The organism is Limnohabitans sp. TEGF005, from assembly GCF_055394835.1.
In genome coordinates, this window is record NZ_AP029226.1 from 657,668 (window position 1) to 675,371 (window position 17,704).

Consider the following 17,704-nt stretch of genomic DNA (forward strand, 5'->3'; position numbering starts at 1 on the left):
ATTCAACAGATCCGTCATGCCCGGCTTGACCGGGTATCCATCACAGCCGAAGGCATAGACCCCCGATCACGTCGGGGGTGACGGTGGTCAGGGCATAGACCCCCGATCACGTCTGGGGTGACGGTGCTTAGGGCATAGACCCCCGATCACGTCAGGGGTGACGGTGGTTAGGGCGTAGACCCCCGATGACGTCGGGTTTGACGGTGTTAATTGAGGTCATATCCCGATTCATTCGATGAATCTGTCAACTTCATCGAAAAAAGCCCGCCACACTGGCCCCGGTTCTTTAAAATCTGGCCTCTACCGTTTATTTAGACCCCCGAACCATGACCCAAGTCACCAACACTGTGCGCTTTGTGCTCGACGGCCAGATCGTCGAAGCCCAAGGCGAGCGCCGCACCACCACCGTTCTGGACTATTTGCGCGAGCAAATGCACCGCACCGGCACCAAAGAGGGCTGCGCCGAAGGCGATTGCGGCGCTTGCGTGGTCATGGTGGGCGAACTCAACGCGGCAGGCACAGGCGTGGACTATGTCGCCACCAATGCCTGTATCCAGTTGCTGCCTTCGCTGGACGGCAAATCGGTCAAGACCGTCGAGAGCCTGAAAAAACCCGACGGCACGCTGCACCCGGTGCAGGCAGAAATGGTCAAGTGCCACGGCTCGCAGTGCGGTTTCTGCACCCCCGGCATCGTGATGAGTTTGGTGAACTTGGTGCAGGTTTTGCCCATGCCCAATCGCCAGCAGATCACCGATTCGCTCAGCGGCAACCTGTGCCGCTGCACTGGCTACAAGCCGATCATCGATTCAGCCACCAAGGCCTGCGCCAAGCCAGAAGCCCTGAAGCTGGACGACAGCGCCGATGTGCCCTTGCTCAAAGAGATCCAGCGCGCCAGCGTGCCCACCCTCAGCCTGGACGGTGACATCATCGTGCAGCCCGTGGTGCGCACTAAAAAAGGCAATGAGTTTGTGTCGCCTGCCACCATCGAAGAAGTGGCCGATTACCTGGTCAAACACCCCACCACCACACTCTTGGCCGGCAGCACTGAAATCGGTTTGCAGGTCAACAAGCAGTACGCACGCCCCGACCACATCATGTATTTGGGCAATGTCAAAGCCCTGCGCCAGGTGGCCGAGACCGACAAGGTCTGGCGCATCGGTGCCGCAGTGTCGCTCAGCCACGTGGAGGCACTGGTCGCCAAGGCCTACCCCGACTTTGCCGAAGTGTTGCGCCGCTTTGGCTCGCCCCCCATCCGCTCGACCGCCACCTTGGCGGGCAACATTGCCAACGGCTCGCCGATTGGCGATTCCATGCCTTGCTTGCTGGCGCTGGGTGCCAATTTGGTGCTGCGCCGTGGCGACAAAACCCGCAACGTGTTGCTGGAAAACTTCTACACCGGCATGAAGAAAAGCGTGCTCGAAGCCGGTGAGTTCATCGAAGCGGTGGAGTTGGCCAAGCCCATGGCCGGACAGGTTTTTCGCGCCCACAAGGTGAGCAAGCGTTTTGAGCAAGACATTTCGGCCACTTGCGCGGCCATCAGCTACACGCTCCAAGGCGGCAAGTTGTCTGGCGTCAAGCTGGCCTACAACGGCCTGAGCCCCTTCCCGGCCCGTGCGCCCCAACTCGAAGCCGTGCTCGAAGGCCAAGCGCCCGCCGATGTGAAGGCGGCTGATCTGGACGCCGCGATTGCCGCCAGCTTTACCGCACGCGACGGCTTGCGTGCCACGTGGGCTTACCGCGCTTTGGTGGCGCGTAATTTGGCTTTGGAATTCATTGAAGAACAGAAAGAGGTGGCTTGAATGAACGCTCCTACCGCACTTAAAAACCTGTTGCCCGCATCGGGCGTTCAGCAAGGCACCGACATCGTTCACGAGTCTGCGCACCTGCACGTGACAGGCACAGCCACCTACATCGACGACATCCCTGAGCACGCAGGCACCTTGTATGCCGCCCTCATCCTGTCGCCCGTGGCGCATGGCGAGTTGATCGGCGACGGCATCGACCGCGCAGCCATTCTCAAGGAACACGGCGTGGTCGCGGTGTACACCGCCAAAGACATTCCCGGTGAAAACAACTGCGGCCCCATCGTGCACGATGATCCCTTCCTCGCCGCTGGCAAGGTCGAGTTCATTGGCCAGGCCGTGGCCGTGGTGGTGGCGCGCAACATGCTCTATGCCCGCGAAGCCGCGCACAAAGCCAAGGTGCTGGTCAAAGAACTCACGCCGATCCTGACGGTGGAAGAGGCGATGGCCGCGGGCAGCTTCATCATGCCGCCCAAAGGCATCACCCGTGGCGACGCGGCCACGGCCATTGCCAATGCCCCGCACAAGATCAAGGGCACGACCCGCACCGGTCAGCAAGAGCAGTTTTACCTCGAAGGCCAGATCACTTACGCGGTGCCCAAAGAAGACGGCCAGCTCACGCTGTATGTGTCGACCCAGCACCCCGATGGCAACCAACGAGAAGCCGCGCACGCCCTGAACCTGCACACCAACGACGTGGAAGTGATTTGCCGCCGCATGGGCGGTGGCTTTGGTGGCAAAGAGGGCAACGCCAGCATCTTCAGCCAGAGCGCCGCACTGGCCGCACACAAGTTGGGCAAGCCCGTCAAGCTGCGCGTGAACCGCGATGACGACATGACCATCACGGGCAAGCGCCACGATTTCCGCATCGACTACGAAGTGGGCTTTGACGACAACGGCCGCGTGCTGGGCGCTGACATCACGCTCATGTCCCGCTGCGGCTACAGCACCGACTATTCGGGCCCGGTGAATGACCGCGCTTGTTTGCACATCGACAACAGTTACCACATCCCCGCGCTCAAGCTGATCAGCCACCGCTGCAAAACCAACACGCAAAGCGCCACCGCCTTCCGTGGTTTCGGTGGCCCACAGGGCATGTTTGGCATCGAGACGGTGATGGACGAAATTGCCATGACTTTGGGCAAAGACCCTTTGGAAGTGCGCAAGCTCAACCTGTACACAGACCCGGCCATCAGCGGCAGCCCCGACACCATGACCACCCAATACAACCAGCTCATCGAAGACTGGGTGGGCGACAAGGTGATTGCGCAGGTCGAGCGTGAATCGAATTACGCCGAGCGCCGTGCACAAGTGCAGGCCTTCAACGCCAAAAGCAAAACCCGCAAGCGCGGCTTGGCCTTGGTGCCCCTGAAGTTCGGCATCAGCTTCACCGCCACGCACCTGAACCAGGGCGGCGCATTGCTGGTGGTGTACATGGACGGCTCGGTCAGTTGCAACCACGGTGGTACCGAAATGGGCCAGGGCCTCAACACCAAGATGGCTCAGGTGTGTGCCGATGGTCTGGGCATCAGCGTAGACCATGTGCGCATCACCGCCACCGACTCGCAGAAAGTACCCAACGCGTCAGCCACTTCGGCATCCAGCGGTGCCGACATCAATGGCGCGGCCATCATGAACGCCACAACGCAAATGCGCGAACGCCTCAAGCCTGTGGCCGCGCGCATGTTGGGCTGCCAAGCCGAAGACGTGAGCTTTGCCAACAATGAGCTGCACGGCGGCGGCAAATCCGTCAAGTGGGCCGACGTGACCAAGCAAGCTTGGCTCGACCGCGTGGGCCTGAGCGTGACGGGCTTTTACATGACGCCCGAAATCAAATACGACTTCACCACCCTGAACGGTCGTGCGTTTTATTACTACTGCTACGGCGCGGCGGTGAGCGAAGTGGAAATCGACACCCGCACAGGCGAGTGGTGGCTGAAAGCCGTGGACATCGTGCAAGACGTGGGCCGTAGCATCAACCCCGCATTGGACAAAGGCCAGATCGAAGGCGCTTATGTGCAAGGCATGGGCTGGCTCACCATGGAAGAGTGCATTTGGGACAAAAAGGGCAAGCTGCTCACACACGGCCCCAGCACGTACAAGATCCCGGTGGCGGGCGACATCCCTGAGCACTTCAAGGTGTCCTTGTTCGACAACGCCAACCTGAAGCCCACGCCTTTCAACAGCAAGGCCACGGGTGAGCCGCCTTTGATGTTGGGCCTGTCGGCCTTCTTCGCCTTGCGCGATGCGGTGGCCGCCAGCGCCAACCACAAAGCGGTGGTGTACATGGACGCACCTGCCACGCCCGAGCGCATCTTGATGGCGTGTGAAAAAGCCAAGGCCACTGCGGGCCTTTGATCTGCTTGGCAGGATGCCTGAAAGTTTTTCAGGCATCCTGCGGCCCAAGACCAAACACGTTTCAGGAGTGGGCACATGTCAGACGATCCAAGGTGCTGCGGCACCGGCACTTGCATCATCAACGACGAGGGCGTTTGCTGGTGCGGTCAAAAATGGGATGGCCAGAAGATGTGCTTTCCAGCGCGATCAGAAGCCAGCATCCCATTGGCTCAGACGCAGCAGACGGCGCTTTCTCAGCCCGCTGTCACGGCTGTTCAGCCTGAGCTGCCACAGCACGACTGAGCTGACCGCTCAGTCTTGGCCTTCGGTCAAGGTGTCCAGCTGAAATTTGCCGCTCTTGTGCCACAGCCAAGTGTCTGTGTAAGTGACTTGGCTCAGGTGCTGGGGCACGGGGTAGGGCGCTGCGGCTTTGACCATGCGCTCGATTTCAGCCATGACTTGCGGCACATGCTTGGGGGCACGCATCCAGTGGACGGCTTTGACGGCGCCTTTTTTGTCGATGTCCACATTCAGCACGCCCACTGCTTCCAGCATGGGCGGCATACGGCCTTTGTAAATGCGGTGTGCTTGCATGCCGTACAAATGGCCGGCTGCGTCCTTGCGGTACTCTCTGCTGGTGCGCGCAAGCGAGGTCGGACCTGCAGGGACTTTGACGATTTCAGGGACCTTGGCAACCGGAAGTGGCGCAGGCGGTTTGATGACTTCGGGTGGCGGCGTGCTGCAACCACTTAAAAACCCCAAAGTGGCAGCACCCAAGCTCAGCAGTGTCGTGGTGAGTGCATTTTGAATCTGGCGCAGATGTTGGTTCATGGCAAGCCCTTGTCCTTGGCATACTCTGTGGTGGCCATGATTGTGGCATCGACCTTGCCCAATGGGCAAACAACTTTCAGGCCCTCCTAATTGAATGGACAACGAGATTGAACTGGATTGAGAAAGCCCTCAAGCGGCTAAGCACTGAAAACGCGGTGGTGGTCACGGTACTGTCGACCCAAGGCTCCGTTCCCAGAACTGCGGGCACCCGCATGCTGGTGTTTGCGCAAGGAGAGCAGGGCACGATTGGTGGCGGCCATCTGGAGTTTCAGGCCCTGGCCCATGCCCGGCTGTTGCTGGCAGGCCAATCCACCCAAACCACTTTGCATCAGGTGCTGGGCCCCAGCTTGGGGCAATGCTGCGGCGGTGCGCTGGCACTGGGTTTTGAGCCCGTCAGTGCAGCTGACCTGCCCAGGCTGCGCGATCTTCTGATGCCGCCGCGCACACCTTTGGCGCTGTTTGGTGGCGGTCATGTGGGCAAGGCGCTGGTCAATGCCCTGGCGCCTTTGCCCTTTGTCATTCGCTGGGTGGACAGCCGTGACGAGATCTTTCCGTCCGATGTGCCCGATGTTGTGGACTGTGAACATTCCAACCCGGTGCACGCGGCTGTGACCGATTTGTTGCCCGGCAGCCGCGTGCTGATCATGAGCTTCAGCCACGCCGAAGACCTGGACATCGTCATCGCTTGCCTCAAACGCCAACGCGAGCAGGCCGATTTGCCATTTGTGGGCTTGATCGGCAGCAAGACCAAATGGGCCACCTTCCGGCATCGCCTGGAGGATCGGGGTTTTACAGCCGAAGAGATTGCGCACATCACTTGCCCGATTGGCGTGCCAGGCATCGCAGGCAAAGAGCCCGAAGTCATTGCCGTGGCTGTGGCGGCACAACTCTTGCAAACGCTTTGAGGCGTGGTTCTGGTTTTCCCTAGGCGCGAGCGGAGGACAAGGCTGGATTCACGCGGATAAACTGTATACACTTCAGTGCACTGGTCGCAGCGGCGCAGGAACAGACCTCGGTTTGTTCATGTTCGCGACCGAATGACCGCTCACAGGGCCCGCGGTGGTGAGCTGGTTGGAGATCCTTCATGGAAACGTATCTGCTGGAATGGGCCAATCTGTTGCTGCGCTGGGTGCACGTCATCACCGCCATCGCCTGGATTGGCTCCTCGTTTTACTTTGTCTTTCTGGACAACAACCTGCAAAAACCCAATTCGCCCGACCTGCTTGAAAAAGGCGTTGGGGGCGCGATGTGGGCGGTGCACGGCGGCGGTTTTTACAACCCGCAAAAGTACATGGTGGCCCCCAAGGTCATCCACACCAAGCTCCACTGGTTTTATTGGGAAAGTTATTCCACCTGGCTGAGTGGCTTTGCGCTGTTCACTGTGCTGTACCTCTGGAACGCGGGCACTTTCCTGATCGACAAATCGCTGATGGACTGGACGCCCGTCATGGCCGGGTCTGCGGCGCTGGGTTTTTTGGTGGCCTTCTGGTTTGTTTATGACACCGTGTGCCGATGGTTTGGTTTTCGCAAAAACGGCGAGCTGATCGTGGCTGGATTGATGATCGTGGTCATCTCTTTTGCCGCATGGTTGTCATGCCAGCTGTTTGCAGGGCGTGCCGCCTTTTTGCTGGTGGGTGCGATGATCGCCACCGCCATGAGCGCCAACGTGTTCTTTTGGATCATTCCCGGCCAGCGCAAAGTGGTGGCTGCCATGACCAGTGGCGAAAAATACGATGCCAATGCCTTGGCCATTCACGGCAAGCGCGGCAAGCAACGCAGTGTGCACAACACCTACTTCACGCTGCCCGTCATCTTTGCGATGCTCTCCAATCACTACAGCTTTTTGTACACGCACGAACACCGCTGGGTGTTGCTGTTTGTGATGATGTTTGCGGGTGCTTTGATTCGCCAGTTCTTTGTGCAGCGCCACGGTTATCACTTGGGCCGTGCCGCCAACCCGTGGCCGTTTGCCGCCGTGGGTGTCGTGCTCATTTTGGGCGTGATCATCGCGCTCAGGCCCGCAGCCCCCGTGGTGTCAGCCGCCCCCGCAGCGCCGGTCAGTTTTGCGCAGGTGCAAACCATCTTGGCCCAACGCTGCGCCATGTGCCATGGCGAACAGGTGCAGATGAAAAATGTGCGCCTGGACAGCCCTGCGCTGGTCACGCAACACGCGCAAAACGTCTATCAGCAAGTTGTGGTGACCCAGCAAATGCCCATGAACAACACCACGGGCATCACCGCCGAAGAGCGCGCTCTGATCGGTCGCTGGTTCCTCGCGGGTGCCAAAGTAGACTGAACGGCACGTTCAAAACCACCACCCCACCGCTTGCGGGATCAGCACAGCGCCCACAATGCCGTGCAAACCCATGCCCAAGCTGGCATAAGCCCCGGCTTCGGCGTTCACACTGAAAGCGCGTGAGGTGCCTATGCCGTGTGCGGCCACACCCAAGGCAAAGCCGCGTTGCCACCAGGCCTTCACGCGCAAGGCGTCCAGCACATAGCGGCCCAGCACTGCGCCCAAAATGCCGGTGCTGACAGCAAAGATGGCGGTTAAGGTCGGCGAGGCCTGCACCCGTTCGGCAATGCCCATCGCTATGGGCGCGGTGACCGACTTGGCCACCAGGCCGCGCACCAGCGATTCGTCGACACCCAGCCAACGCGCCATGCCCACGGCAGTCAGCACCGAGGTGATGCCGCCCGCCACCAACGACAGCAGCAACACACTCATGCGTCCCTTGAGTGAAGCAAACCCTTTGTAGATCGGAATGGCCAGCGACACCGTGGCTGTGCCCAACAAGAAGTGCACAAACTGCGCGCCCTCAAAATACTTGGCATAAGGCATGTCGAGCAGGCTGATACTCAAGCAAACCACCACCACCGCAATCAAGACCGGGTTGGCCAGCGGGTTGCGCTGGCTGCGCTCGTACAGAGTCAAGCCCAGCAAATACGCGCTGAGCGTCAACACCAAGGCCAGCAGCGGGCTGCCAGACAGATAGACCCAAATCTCGGAGATGGCGGGCAGGTCGGAGCGCAAAGGGTTGTTCATGGCGTCAGTCCTTCTTGGCCAAAACTTTGAGCAAACCGGCTGTCACCGCCACCGTGGCCACCACGCTCAGCACCAGCGCTGCACTGATGGCCCACGCATTGGCCTGCAAAACGGGCAAGTAAAGCACCACACCCACCGATGCGGGAATGAACAACAGCCCCAAGTGCTGCAAGATGCTGCTGCCCACCGTGTCCATCGACGCAGGCACCTGGCCGCGCAAAACCAAAAATGCCAGCAACAACACCAAGCCGAGCACCGGACCGGGAATGAAGGGCAGAGCGAACTTGGACACCAGTTCGCCGAGTGCCTGGAAGATGAAGAGTTGAACGAGGCCTTGGATCATGGCTGCAGTGTAGACAAGGCCTTGCCAAGTGACGGGTCAAAACACTTGTGATGTTGATGGGGGGAGTTAAGTCGAGCCCAACGCCAACTGCAAAGCCAATTGGTTGTGCCGCTCGATCAGTGGACCCATGTCCACCGTGGTGATCTGGCCCTGGCGCACCACCACACGGCCGTTGACGATGGTGTAGTCCGCGTTGTCGCTGGCACACAGCAAGAGCGCGCCCACCGGGTCGTGCACCGCACCACCCGCCATGCTCAGCGTGTCGGTGCGAAACAGCGCGATGTCGGCGCAATAGCCCGCCTTGATTTGCCCCAGCTCGTGCGCGCGGCCCAATACCTGTGCGCCGCCGCGTGTGGCCAAGCGCAGGGCGTCGCGGGGTGTCATCTCGGCTGGGCCTCGGTCACAACCGTAAACGGTGCGCCCGTCTTCGATGCGTGGTGGCTCCATGGCTTTGCCCACGCGCGCGAGCAGCATGGCCTGGCGTGCTTCGTTGAGCAGGTTCGCCGCGTCGTTGCTGGCGCTGCCGTCCACGCCCAAACCGATGGGCACGCCTGCATCCAGCATTTTGCGCAAGGGCAAGATGCCGCTGGCCAAGCGCATGTTGCTGCACGGGCAGTGGGCAATGCCGGTGCGGGTTTTTGCAAACAGGTAGGTGCCTTCGTCGTCGAGCTTGACGCCGTGCGCGTGCCACACATCGTCGCCCACCCAGCCCAGGTCTTGGGCGTATTGCGCAGGGGTGCAGTTGAACTTTTCTTTCGTGTACGCAATGTCGTGGTCGTTTTCGGCCAAGTGCGTGTGCAGGCGCACTTTGTGCGCACGGGCTAATTTGGCTGCTTCGCGCATCAGGTCTTGGCTCACGCTGAAGGGCGAGCAGGGTGCCACGGCCACATGCGTCATCGACCCATAACTGGCATCGTGCCAAGTCTCGATCAGACGCTGTGTTTCTTTCAGGATGGCGGGTTCTTTTTCGACCACGCTGTCGGGCGGCAATCCACCTTGCGATTTGCCCACGCTCATGCTCCCGCGGGTGGCCGTGAAGCGCATGCCCATGGTGTGCGCCGCTTCGATACTGTCGTCCAGCCGCACGCCGTTGGGGTAGATGTAGAGGTGGTCAGAGCTGGTGGTACAGCCACTGAGCAGCAGCTCGGCCATGGCCACTTGGCCCGATACGCGCACCATCTCGGGCGTAAGGCCTACCCAGATCGGGTACAGCCCTTGCAGCCAACTGAACAGCTCCGCGTTCTGCACCTGGGGTATCGCCCGCGTGAGTGACTGGTACATATGGTGGTGCGTGTTGATCAGGCCCGGCACCACCACATGGCCGCGGGCGTCGATCACCTCGTCGACTTGCGCGAGCAGTTCGTCGGTGTTCTCGCTGGCGGTGATGATGCGTTCGATGCGGCCGTCGCGTATCAGCAGCGAAGCGTCTTTGAGTTCGGTGTTGGCATCGTCTTGCGTGGCGATGCAGCGGGCGCGGTGAATCAGCAGGGTGGTCATGGACTTGTCCTTGGGTCAACAAAAGAGTCAAGTCGCGGCCGAATCCCCTGGCCCCCGCGTTGACGGGGGTAGGGCGAGCACCACGTTGCCGCGCGTCCCGGGCTGTGCAGAGTTTAGATTTTAAGCAGACGCTGCGTCTCGGCCACCACGGACTCAGGGGTGATGTTGAAGAGTTTGTAAAGCGCATCTGCCGGGCCACTGGCACCAAAGCCGGTCATGCCCACAAACCCACCGTCGCTGCCCAGATAAGCGTCCCAGCCCTGACGCACGGCGGCTTCGATGCCTACACGCACGCCCGTTTCGCAGTCCCCCAAGACGCTTTGCCGATAGGCCGCATCTTGTGCGCTAAAAAGTTCCCAGCAGGGCAGGGACACCACCGCTGTGGCGATGCCGGCAGCCTCGAGTTGTTCACGCGCTTGCACAGCCAACAACACTTCCGAGCCGGTGGCCAGCAGGCTGACTTGTCGATGTCCACAGGCGGCTTCGTGCAGCACATAGCCCCCGCGACTGGCGAGGTTGCCCGGTGAGTGCGTGTTGCGCACAAGTGGCAGCGATTGGCGTGCAAACACCAAGCTGACCGGGCCGGTGGTGTGGGCCAGTGCGGCTTCCCAGCATTCGGCGGCTTCTACCGCGTCGGCGGGGCGCATGACCCACATATTGGGCATGGCCCGCAGCGAGGCCAGAATTTCGACCGGCTGGTGCGTGGGGCCGTTTTTGCCGATGCCGATCGAGTCGTGGCTGAACACGAATTTGACAGGCAGGCCCATGAGCGCCGCCATGCGCATGGCCGGGCGCTGGTAATCGGCAAACGCCAGATAGGTCACCGACAGTGGCAGCACGCCGCCGTGCGCGGCCATGCCGTTGGCCATGGACCCCATCACATGCTCTCGCACGCCGCAGTGCACATACGAACCGCTATGGTCGTCGGCTGTGAAGGCGGTCAGGCCTCGCTTGTGGCTCGTGGGCGCTTCCAGGTCGGCGCAACCCACCATGCGCTCTGGTAGCAGCGGTGTCAGCAGGTCATTGATTTCGGCTGAGATGAAAATGCCGCTCGGAGCCGGTGGTGCTTTGAGCGCTTGCAGTTTGTAGTTCTGCAACACCTGCTGCCAATTGGCCGGCAGTTCACCCTTCATCACGCGTTCAAATTCGGCGCGTTCGGTTGCGGGCAGGGCGGCCACACGGGCTTGCCAAGCAGCGTGTTCGCCTTGGCTGCGTTGTCCCGCTGCACGCCAGGCCTGCTGCACATCGGCAGGTACTTCAAACGGGCCATGTGGCCAGCCCAACAACTCGCGTGCAGCCTGCGCGTCTTCGGCAAACAAGCGGCCACTGTGGCCACCGCGCTGGCCTTGCAGGCGGGCGATGCCTTTGGCGATCACGGTGCGGCACGCCAGCATGGACGGGCGCGGGTCGGCGCGGGCTGCATCCAGTGCGGCAGACACAGCCTCAGTGTCGTGCCCATCCACCTCGACCACATGCCAGCCCGCCACGCGAAAGCGCTGGGCCACGTCTTCGCTGATCGACAGGGCGGTGCTGCCGTCGTCGGTGATCAGGTTGTCGTCCCACAGCAGCACCAGCTTGCCCAATTGCAGGTGCCCTGCCAGCGAAATCATCTCTTGGCCCACGCCCTCTTGCAGGCAGCCGTCACCCACAAAGGCGTAGGTGAAATGATTGACCAGATCATTACCAAAGCGGGCGTTCAGATACGCCTCGGCCACGGCCATGCCCAATGCGTTGGCGATGCCCTGACCCAGCGGGCCAGTGGTCACTTCGATGCCGATGGCTGGGTTGCGTTCGGGGTGGCCCTCGCAGTGCGAGCCCAGCTCACGGAAGCGCTGGATTTCTTGCAACGGAAATGCCGGGTAGCCCGTCAGGTGCAGCAGTGCATATAAGAGCATGGAGCCGTGTCCGTTGGACAGCACCACGCGGTCGCGGTCAAACCATGTGGGCTCAGCCGGGTTGAATTTGAGGTGGCGGGTGTAGAGCGCGGTGGCAATCTCGGCCATGCCCAGTGGCACGCCTTGATGGCCCTCTTGGGCTTTGACGATGGCGTCGATCGAGAGGAAACGGATGGCGTGGGCCAAGGCTTGTTGTGGGTGGGCGCTCATGGGGTGGGCGCATGCTCCAGCCGGAACCTGCGCCTGTCTCCTGTGTATGGAATGTTGGCTGTGATTTTTGCCAGCTTGATACATGAAGACAAGCGATGAATATTCAGGATCAGATGAAATTTATGCAAGTAATTCGGGCGGGCAGTCGGCTGCTTTTGAGGCGTCGTGGCGTTTGATCATCACCGCATGAGCGACTGAAAAGCCGCGGAAACAGTCACTCGCATTGATCTTCTGGTCGGCTTCTGTCAGCTAATTCGGGATTCACCGGCCCTGATGCCGTTCGCCATCATCTTGCATAACTCAAAGTGATTGAGCAGAAGCTTGACAGCGCGCACAGTTGACTTGGATCAATCAAGTCTTGCGACCATTGATGGACTATGGTCAGTTGGGAGTGCCGATGAACCATGCGGCACGGCCACCCTGTTTTGATGGTTTAAAGGCTGACATGGATTTTCTAGTGGTGATCCTGCAAAGCGGAATGGGCAGTCTGGTGTCGTACTTGGCGGCCCATGTAATGCTTTGCCTTGTGTTCGCCTGTTTTGTCGCAGGTGCACTCTCGGCCCTGGTGCCGCTGGCATCGGTAGTGCGCTTTTTAGGGCCTGGCGCTTCTAAGTGGGTGGCATATCCTGCAGCTGCAGCTGCTGGTGCGGGTAGCCTGCTTGCTGTCTGCTCGTGCACGGTACAGCCCTTGTTTGCTGGCATCTACAAACAAGGAGTGGGGCTGGGGCCCGCCATGACGTTCATGTTTTTCGCACCGGCGGCCAATATCTGGCCCTGTCTTACACCGGCGTAGCGCTTGGCGGCGAATTCGCACTCGCTCGGCTGGTCCTTTCGCTGGTCTTTGGCGTGGGCATCGGCATGATCATGGCCGTGCTGTTTCACCGCGATGACATGGCGCGATCCGCTCAGATTGAATCGTTCCAAGATAACGCCGGCGTAAGCCGCATGAGTTTGGCGTCTTCATGTATTTTCCAACGTTGGTCGAAGTACCCGTAGCCAAGATGTTGCTGTCCATGGGCATGCACCCGGGCCCCTTGCTGGCCTAAATCATGGCGGACCCGGAACTCTCCGTGCAGAGCATGCTGATCACAACCTCCATCATCGGCCGCCGTAAGACAGCCATTTATGTGGCCTTGGTGGCATTTTTTGCGACGGTGGCAGGTCTGGCCTACGGCGCTTGGGTCGATGCACGACCTGTCTGGCATATTGCGCTGTCCGTGGCGGCATTGGGCTTTGCAGTGACAGCGACTGTCCGTATCTTTGGTCGGAGACAGCTGCAAGAACCCGTCGGCACAGCCTGAACCCAAACGTAAAGGATCAACTGAATGGACATCAAAATTTTGGGCACTGGCTGCGCCCGATGCCAGCGCTTGGAGCAACTCACCCGCGATGCGGCTGCAGCCCAGGGACTAACGATTGAAGTGGAGCATGTGCAGGAACCCGCTGAGATCATGAAGTACCCTGTGGTCGGCACACCAGCCTTGGTGATCAATGGCACGGTGAAGGCCGCTGGGCGCATACCCTCACCCCGCGAACTGGCGGACTGGCTAAGACCACAGTGATGGGCTCCACGGACAACTAGACGCCAGTTGCCAACCGTTTCAGCGTGTTGACTCCCCCGTCTCATCCCGCAACCACTCCACAAAGCTTTTAACCTCTGGCCGCGACGCATGCCTGGCCGGGTAGACCATGAAGTGCGCCCGCACCTGCATGCAAAGGTCTTCTGCAAAGACCGGTTGCAGTTTGCCGCTGGCGATCAAGGACTGGCCGATGCTGGTGCTTTCCAGGGCCACGCCGAGTTTTTGCACGGCGGCGTCCAGGCTCATCATGGCGCGGTCAAAGCGCAGGCCCATGCGTTCTGGCCGCAGATCGCCGCCAAACCGGGCAAACCATTCGGGCCATTGCACCACGCTCACGCTGGACTGGATCAGTGGCACGCGCAGCAAATCTTTCGGATCGTGCAGCGCGTGGGTGCGGATAAATTCGGGGCTGGCCAGCGGCAGGATTTGTTCGGTAAAAACCGGCTCGACTTCGAGGTTGGGCCAATTGGGCATGCCATAGCGGATGTCGATGTCCATCTGGCCCAGCTGAAAGTCCGAATGCACATGCGAAGCCGACAGCACCAGCGAAATGTTGGGGTGCAATTCTGTGAATCTGGCGATGCGCGGCATCAGCCACAGGCTGGCAAAACTGGGGCTGCTGTGCACATACAGCGTGTCTTGCACGCCGTGGCGCAGGTCTTCGGTCGCTGTGTTGATGGCGCCCAAAGCGCTGGCCACGCGTTGCAGGTATTGCTGGCCAGCGGGTGTCAGTTCCACGCCCCGGGCCGAGCGTTCAAACAGGCGCACGCCCAGCAGGCTTTCCAGCTTGGCCACTTGGTGGCTCACGGCCGATGGCGTCAGGTGCAACTCCTCTGCAGCCAGTGAAAAACTTTTGCGGCGGGCGATGGTTTCAAAGGCTTGCAGGGCGCTTAGTGGTGGGATCATGTCACTTGAATAAAATTAAATCGTTGTTCTTCGCTGTAAATCCAACCAAAGCATATCTCAGTCTAAATTGTCTGCTGATCGTGTTGTTCAGTGGGCCATGCAGAGCAGGCTTTTTGTCGCGTTAGCGAATAAATTTGGCGCATGCGTTTGACTTGGTAAATTTGATAAAGCGATATCCTTCTACGCTTGTATAACCAATGGCTATGACATGACACTCCCTCTTCGCGCAATTGCCGTATTTGACGTGGTCGCGCGTTGCTGTAGTTTGACGAAGGCGGCGGCAGAACTGTATGTAACGCCCTCTGCCGTCAGTCAGCAAATTCATGCGCTGGAACTGCACCTGGGTACCACCTTGCTCAAAAAGGCCGGACGAGGTGTAGCCCTTACAGAGGCAGGTGAACGCTATTTCGAGATGATTGCGGAGGATGTGCAGCGCATCACCGAGGCGACCCAACGGATACGAGGCTTTCGTTCTCGCGCCGCACTGACCGTGCGCACCACGCCCACGCTGGGCAGCAAGTGGCTGTTGCCTCGTTTGCAACGTTTTCTGGATGCCAACCCTGATGTCGAAGTGCGCCTTAACGCCACAACGGAGCCGACCGACTTCAGCCGGGAAGCCGTAGATGTTGAGATTCGTCACGGGGAAGGGCAATGGCCGGGCGTTTTTGTGGAAGGGCTAGCAGAGGAAATCTACTTACCTGTATGTGCGCCAGCCTATGCCTCGGCTCAAAGCTTAGAAGCGTCAGAGTTGCAGCAACACCGACTGATTTATTCGGTGAAAGCTCAGCTGCAGTGGACGCAGTGGTTTGCGTCTGTGGGGGTATTGCCATCTGCCGAATGGACCCGTTTGCTTTTTGACCGCAGCCACATGGCTATTGACGCAGCGGCAGATGGTTTGGGCGTGGCATTGGAGAGTAACTTGATGATGTGGCGTGAATTACAAGAGGGTTCGCTGGTTTGTCCTGTCCGCAACCCTCCACAATTCAAGCTCACCACGCAATGGGTGGTTTGCCCCTTTGACCATTTGCGCAAAGCGAAAGTCCAACTGTTCTTGGACTGGTTGCGGCAAGAACGCACGAACTGGCAGAACGAGTCTGTGCGGCCCTAAATCCCCTTCGCTCTGGCTCCTTTGACGGGGTCAATGCCTGGCACGGCGCTGAGTTGGCAGGGGAAAATTAAACTGACGGGGACTTTTGCACAAGGTCACTGTGGGCAATTTTGCGGCAGGCAGAAAACGCTTAAGTTTTTCTAAAAACAAGGCAAATTTAAGTCAATGGACAGGGGAAGGAGAGACTCTTAATATTGTTTCTAACGAATTGGCTATTGAGTGAATATCGAATTAATTCGATGCATTCAAATGACATAAATATTTTAATTAAATATCAATTGACTAACGATGAGAAAAATTGTTATTTGCGATATTAAATATAAATATTTTCTAATTTGAATTTAGGCAATCATTAACTGTAAAAGGAAATTACTCTCCATGAACTTGGCAACATTGCTCCAAAAGCGCGCAGCAGAAGCGGGTCCCGTACGTGTTGGCATCATCGGTGCCGGAAAATTTGGTTCCATGATGCTGGCGCAGGCCAGACATATAAAGGGCTACCACGTCGTAGGCGTTGCCGATTTGAATGTGGCCAAAGCGCGTGAGTCGCTCAAGCGCGTAGGTTGGGAAGAAGATCAATACAGCGCCAAAACGCTGGGGGATGCTTACAAAACGGGCAAGACCTGCATCGTGGACAACGCGGCTGCCTTGGCCGAATTTGACGGAATCGAGTGCATCATCGAAGCGACAGGACACCCGATCGTCGGTGTGCGTCATGCCTTGCTGGCCATCGATCACGGAAAACATGTCGTCATGGTCAACGTCGAGGCTGATGTGATGTGTGGCCCTTTATTGGCGGCCCGAGCCAAGGCCAAAGGCGTGGTTTATTCGATGGCGTACGGAGACCAACCAGCCTTTATGTGCGAGCTGATTGACTGGGTTAGATCTTGTGGGTTTGAGCTGACAGCCGCTGGCAAGGGCATGAACTTCGAGCCTCGGTACCGCTATTCCACGCCAGATACTGTATGGGGCTACTTCGGTTGGACAGAGGCCGAGGTCAAGGCCGGTGATTTCAACGCGCAGATGTACAACTCGTTTACGGACGGCACCAAAGCAGCAATCGAGATGGCGGCGGTGGCCAATGGCACCGGGCTGGATTGCCCTGATGCGGGTCTGGCATTTTTGCCCGCAGGCCTACACGATCTGGCCAACGTCTTTAAGCCTGCCGCAGACGGTGGCCGACTGGCACGCAGTGGTCTGATCGACATTGCCGCCAGCCAGGAACCCGATGGGCGCGAGGTGCTTAACAACATCCGCTACGGTATGTTTGTCACGTTCAAGGCACCAGATGAATACACCCGGGCCTGCTTCAAACAGTACGGGTTGTTGACTGACAAATCGGGTTGGTACGCCTCAATGTGGCGGCCATTCCACCTGATCGGTCTGGAAACCAGTGTGAGCGTGTTGTCGGCCGTGTTGCGGGGCGAGGCCACCGGTTGTTCCAAAGAGTTCCGCGCCGACGCGGTGGCTACCGCCAAAACCGATTTGAAGGCAGGCGAAATGTTGGACGGTGAGGGCGGTTTTGCGGTTTGGGCCAATGCCATTCCGGCCTCCAAGAGCCTGGCCCTTGATGCTTTGCCTATTGGTTTGGCGCACAAGGTGAAACTGGTGAAGCCAGTCGCGAAAGACACGCCCGTGAGTTTCTCCGATGTCGAGCTCGTGGACAACCTGGATGTCGTCGAATTCCGCAAGGAATACACGCGAACCATGCTCGGCAAAGCCAACTAACGTGGCGTCTGAATCATGACGAAATCCAAGGCTTTTTATTCACCAAACGCCTTTGTTGTGATTGCTGAATTCGTGGTCAAAGAGGGGTTGATTGATTCCTTTTTGGCCCATGCATCTGACGATGCTCGGCATTCTCTGGCGGACGAATCCGGCTGTCTGCAGTTTGACGTGCTGCGTACTCCCAAAGGCACAAACGGAGTGCTGTTTTACGAGGTTTACAAATCTGAACAAGCGTTCGAGGACCACTTGGCGACGCCGCATGTACAAAGGTTCAGAAGCATTTTGTCGGACCATGTAGTCGCCGAACAGCCTGTGCGAATGCTGGCGCGCGCATGACATCGATGGGTGGCCAGGCAGGATTACTCCTTGCACCGATGACTGTATTGATTTGCGCCGATGGGGTAAAGCACCCAAAGCTGCA

The 17,704-nt window shown here is 59.0% G+C and carries 17 protein-coding genes; 11 read left to right on the forward strand and 6 right to left on the reverse strand.

Going from position 1 to position 17,704, the window contains the following annotated elements; translation table 11 throughout:
- Positions 1-326 precede the first annotated feature (326 nt).
- From xdhA to ACZ5RG_RS03170, 3 genes are all read left to right on the forward strand, one after another.
- Positions 327-1,799 (forward strand): xanthine dehydrogenase small subunit, encoded by a 1,473-nt coding sequence (gene xdhA / locus ACZ5RG_RS03160; RefSeq protein ID WP_464447757.1) that lies wholly within the window; start codon positions 327-329, stop codon positions 1,797-1,799.
- Complete coding sequence (xdhB, locus tag ACZ5RG_RS03165; protein ID WP_019429546.1) at positions 1,800-4,160, forward strand: xanthine dehydrogenase molybdopterin binding subunit; 2,361 nt, start codon at positions 1,800-1,802, stop codon at positions 4,158-4,160.
- Between the two features lie 75 nt (positions 4,161-4,235).
- Positions 4,236-4,442 carry a hypothetical protein gene (locus tag ACZ5RG_RS03170; protein WP_298600635.1) on the forward strand — a complete coding sequence of 69 codons (207 nt, stop codon included), beginning with the start codon at positions 4,236-4,238 and terminating at the stop codon, positions 4,440-4,442.
- A gap of 9 nt (positions 4,443-4,451) precedes the next feature.
- Here ACZ5RG_RS03170 and ACZ5RG_RS03175 read toward each other — a convergent pair whose 3' ends face one another.
- Positions 4,452-4,970, reverse strand: a complete 519-nt coding sequence (locus tag ACZ5RG_RS03175; RefSeq protein WP_298600633.1) for a hypothetical protein — start codon at positions 4,968-4,970, stop codon at positions 4,452-4,454.
- A gap of 107 nt (positions 4,971-5,077) precedes the next feature.
- On the opposite strand from ACZ5RG_RS03175, the gene xdhC reads away from it, so the two are divergent.
- Both xdhC and ACZ5RG_RS03185 read left to right on the forward strand, forming a co-directional pair.
- Positions 5,078-5,875, forward strand: coding sequence for a xanthine dehydrogenase accessory protein XdhC (xdhC, locus tag ACZ5RG_RS03180; protein ID WP_464447758.1), 798 nt, complete (start codon positions 5,078-5,080; stop codon positions 5,873-5,875).
- Between the two features lie 179 nt (positions 5,876-6,054).
- Positions 6,055-7,266: a urate hydroxylase PuuD gene (locus ACZ5RG_RS03185; protein WP_312259531.1), complete on the forward strand. Its 1,212-nt coding sequence runs from the start codon at positions 6,055-6,057 to the stop codon at positions 7,264-7,266.
- A 9-nt stretch (positions 7,267-7,275) separates the two neighbouring features.
- Here the strand turns inward: ACZ5RG_RS03185 and ACZ5RG_RS03190 are convergent, their stop codons facing one another.
- From ACZ5RG_RS03190 to tkt, 4 genes are all read right to left on the reverse strand, one after another.
- Positions 7,276-8,016, reverse strand: a complete 741-nt coding sequence (locus ACZ5RG_RS03190) for an LrgB family protein (RefSeq protein WP_298600628.1) — start codon at positions 8,014-8,016, stop codon at positions 7,276-7,278.
- Positions 8,017-8,020: 4 nt separating this feature from the next.
- The gene (locus ACZ5RG_RS03195; protein WP_298600627.1) at positions 8,021-8,359 is read right to left on the reverse strand and encodes a CidA/LrgA family protein; all 339 of its coding nucleotides are present in this window, start codon (positions 8,357-8,359) and stop codon (positions 8,021-8,023) included.
- A gap of 66 nt (positions 8,360-8,425) precedes the next feature.
- Entirely contained in the window at positions 8,426-9,856 is a 1,431-nt protein-coding gene (locus tag ACZ5RG_RS03200) for an 8-oxoguanine deaminase (protein WP_464447759.1), read from the reverse strand.
- Positions 9,857-9,969: 113 nt separating this feature from the next.
- Complete coding sequence (tkt, locus tag ACZ5RG_RS03205) at positions 9,970-11,961, reverse strand: transketolase (RefSeq protein ID WP_464447760.1); 1,992 nt, start codon at positions 11,959-11,961, stop codon at positions 9,970-9,972.
- Between the two features lie 337 nt (positions 11,962-12,298).
- Here tkt and ACZ5RG_RS03210 point away from each other — a divergent pair, with 337 nt between their 5' ends.
- The 3 genes from ACZ5RG_RS03210 to ACZ5RG_RS03220 all read left to right on the forward strand — a co-directional run bounded on the left by ACZ5RG_RS03210 (position 12,299) and on the right by ACZ5RG_RS03220 (position 13,523).
- Positions 12,299-12,754 carry a permease gene (locus tag ACZ5RG_RS03210; RefSeq protein WP_464447761.1) on the forward strand — a complete coding sequence of 152 codons (456 nt, stop codon included), beginning with the start codon at positions 12,299-12,301 and terminating at the stop codon, positions 12,752-12,754.
- Between the two features lie 286 nt (positions 12,755-13,040).
- Entirely contained in the window at positions 13,041-13,262 is a 222-nt protein-coding gene (locus tag ACZ5RG_RS03215) for a hypothetical protein (protein WP_464447762.1), read from the forward strand.
- Positions 13,263-13,286: 24 nt separating this feature from the next.
- Complete coding sequence (locus ACZ5RG_RS03220) at positions 13,287-13,523, forward strand: thioredoxin family protein (RefSeq protein ID WP_464447763.1); 237 nt, start codon at positions 13,287-13,289, stop codon at positions 13,521-13,523.
- 39 nt (positions 13,524-13,562) lie between these two features.
- Here the strand turns inward: ACZ5RG_RS03220 and ACZ5RG_RS03225 are convergent, their stop codons facing one another.
- On the reverse strand, positions 13,563-14,447 hold the full coding sequence (locus ACZ5RG_RS03225) for a LysR substrate-binding domain-containing protein (RefSeq protein ID WP_464447764.1): 885 nt from the start codon (positions 14,445-14,447) through the stop codon (positions 13,563-13,565).
- A gap of 208 nt (positions 14,448-14,655) precedes the next feature.
- Between ACZ5RG_RS03225 and ACZ5RG_RS03230 the strand changes: the two genes are divergently transcribed.
- From ACZ5RG_RS03230 to ACZ5RG_RS03240, 3 genes are all read left to right on the forward strand, one after another.
- A complete protein-coding gene (locus ACZ5RG_RS03230; RefSeq protein WP_464447765.1) occupies positions 14,656-15,555 on the forward strand; it encodes a LysR substrate-binding domain-containing protein in 900 nt (299 codons plus the stop codon).
- Positions 15,556-15,933: 378 nt separating this feature from the next.
- A complete protein-coding gene (locus ACZ5RG_RS03235; RefSeq protein ID WP_464447766.1) occupies positions 15,934-17,283 on the forward strand; it encodes an NAD(P)H-dependent oxidoreductase in 1,350 nt (449 codons plus the stop codon).
- Between the two features lie 15 nt (positions 17,284-17,298).
- A complete protein-coding gene (locus ACZ5RG_RS03240; protein ID WP_464447767.1) occupies positions 17,299-17,619 on the forward strand; it encodes a putative quinol monooxygenase in 321 nt (106 codons plus the stop codon).
- Positions 17,620-17,704 lie beyond the last annotated feature (85 nt).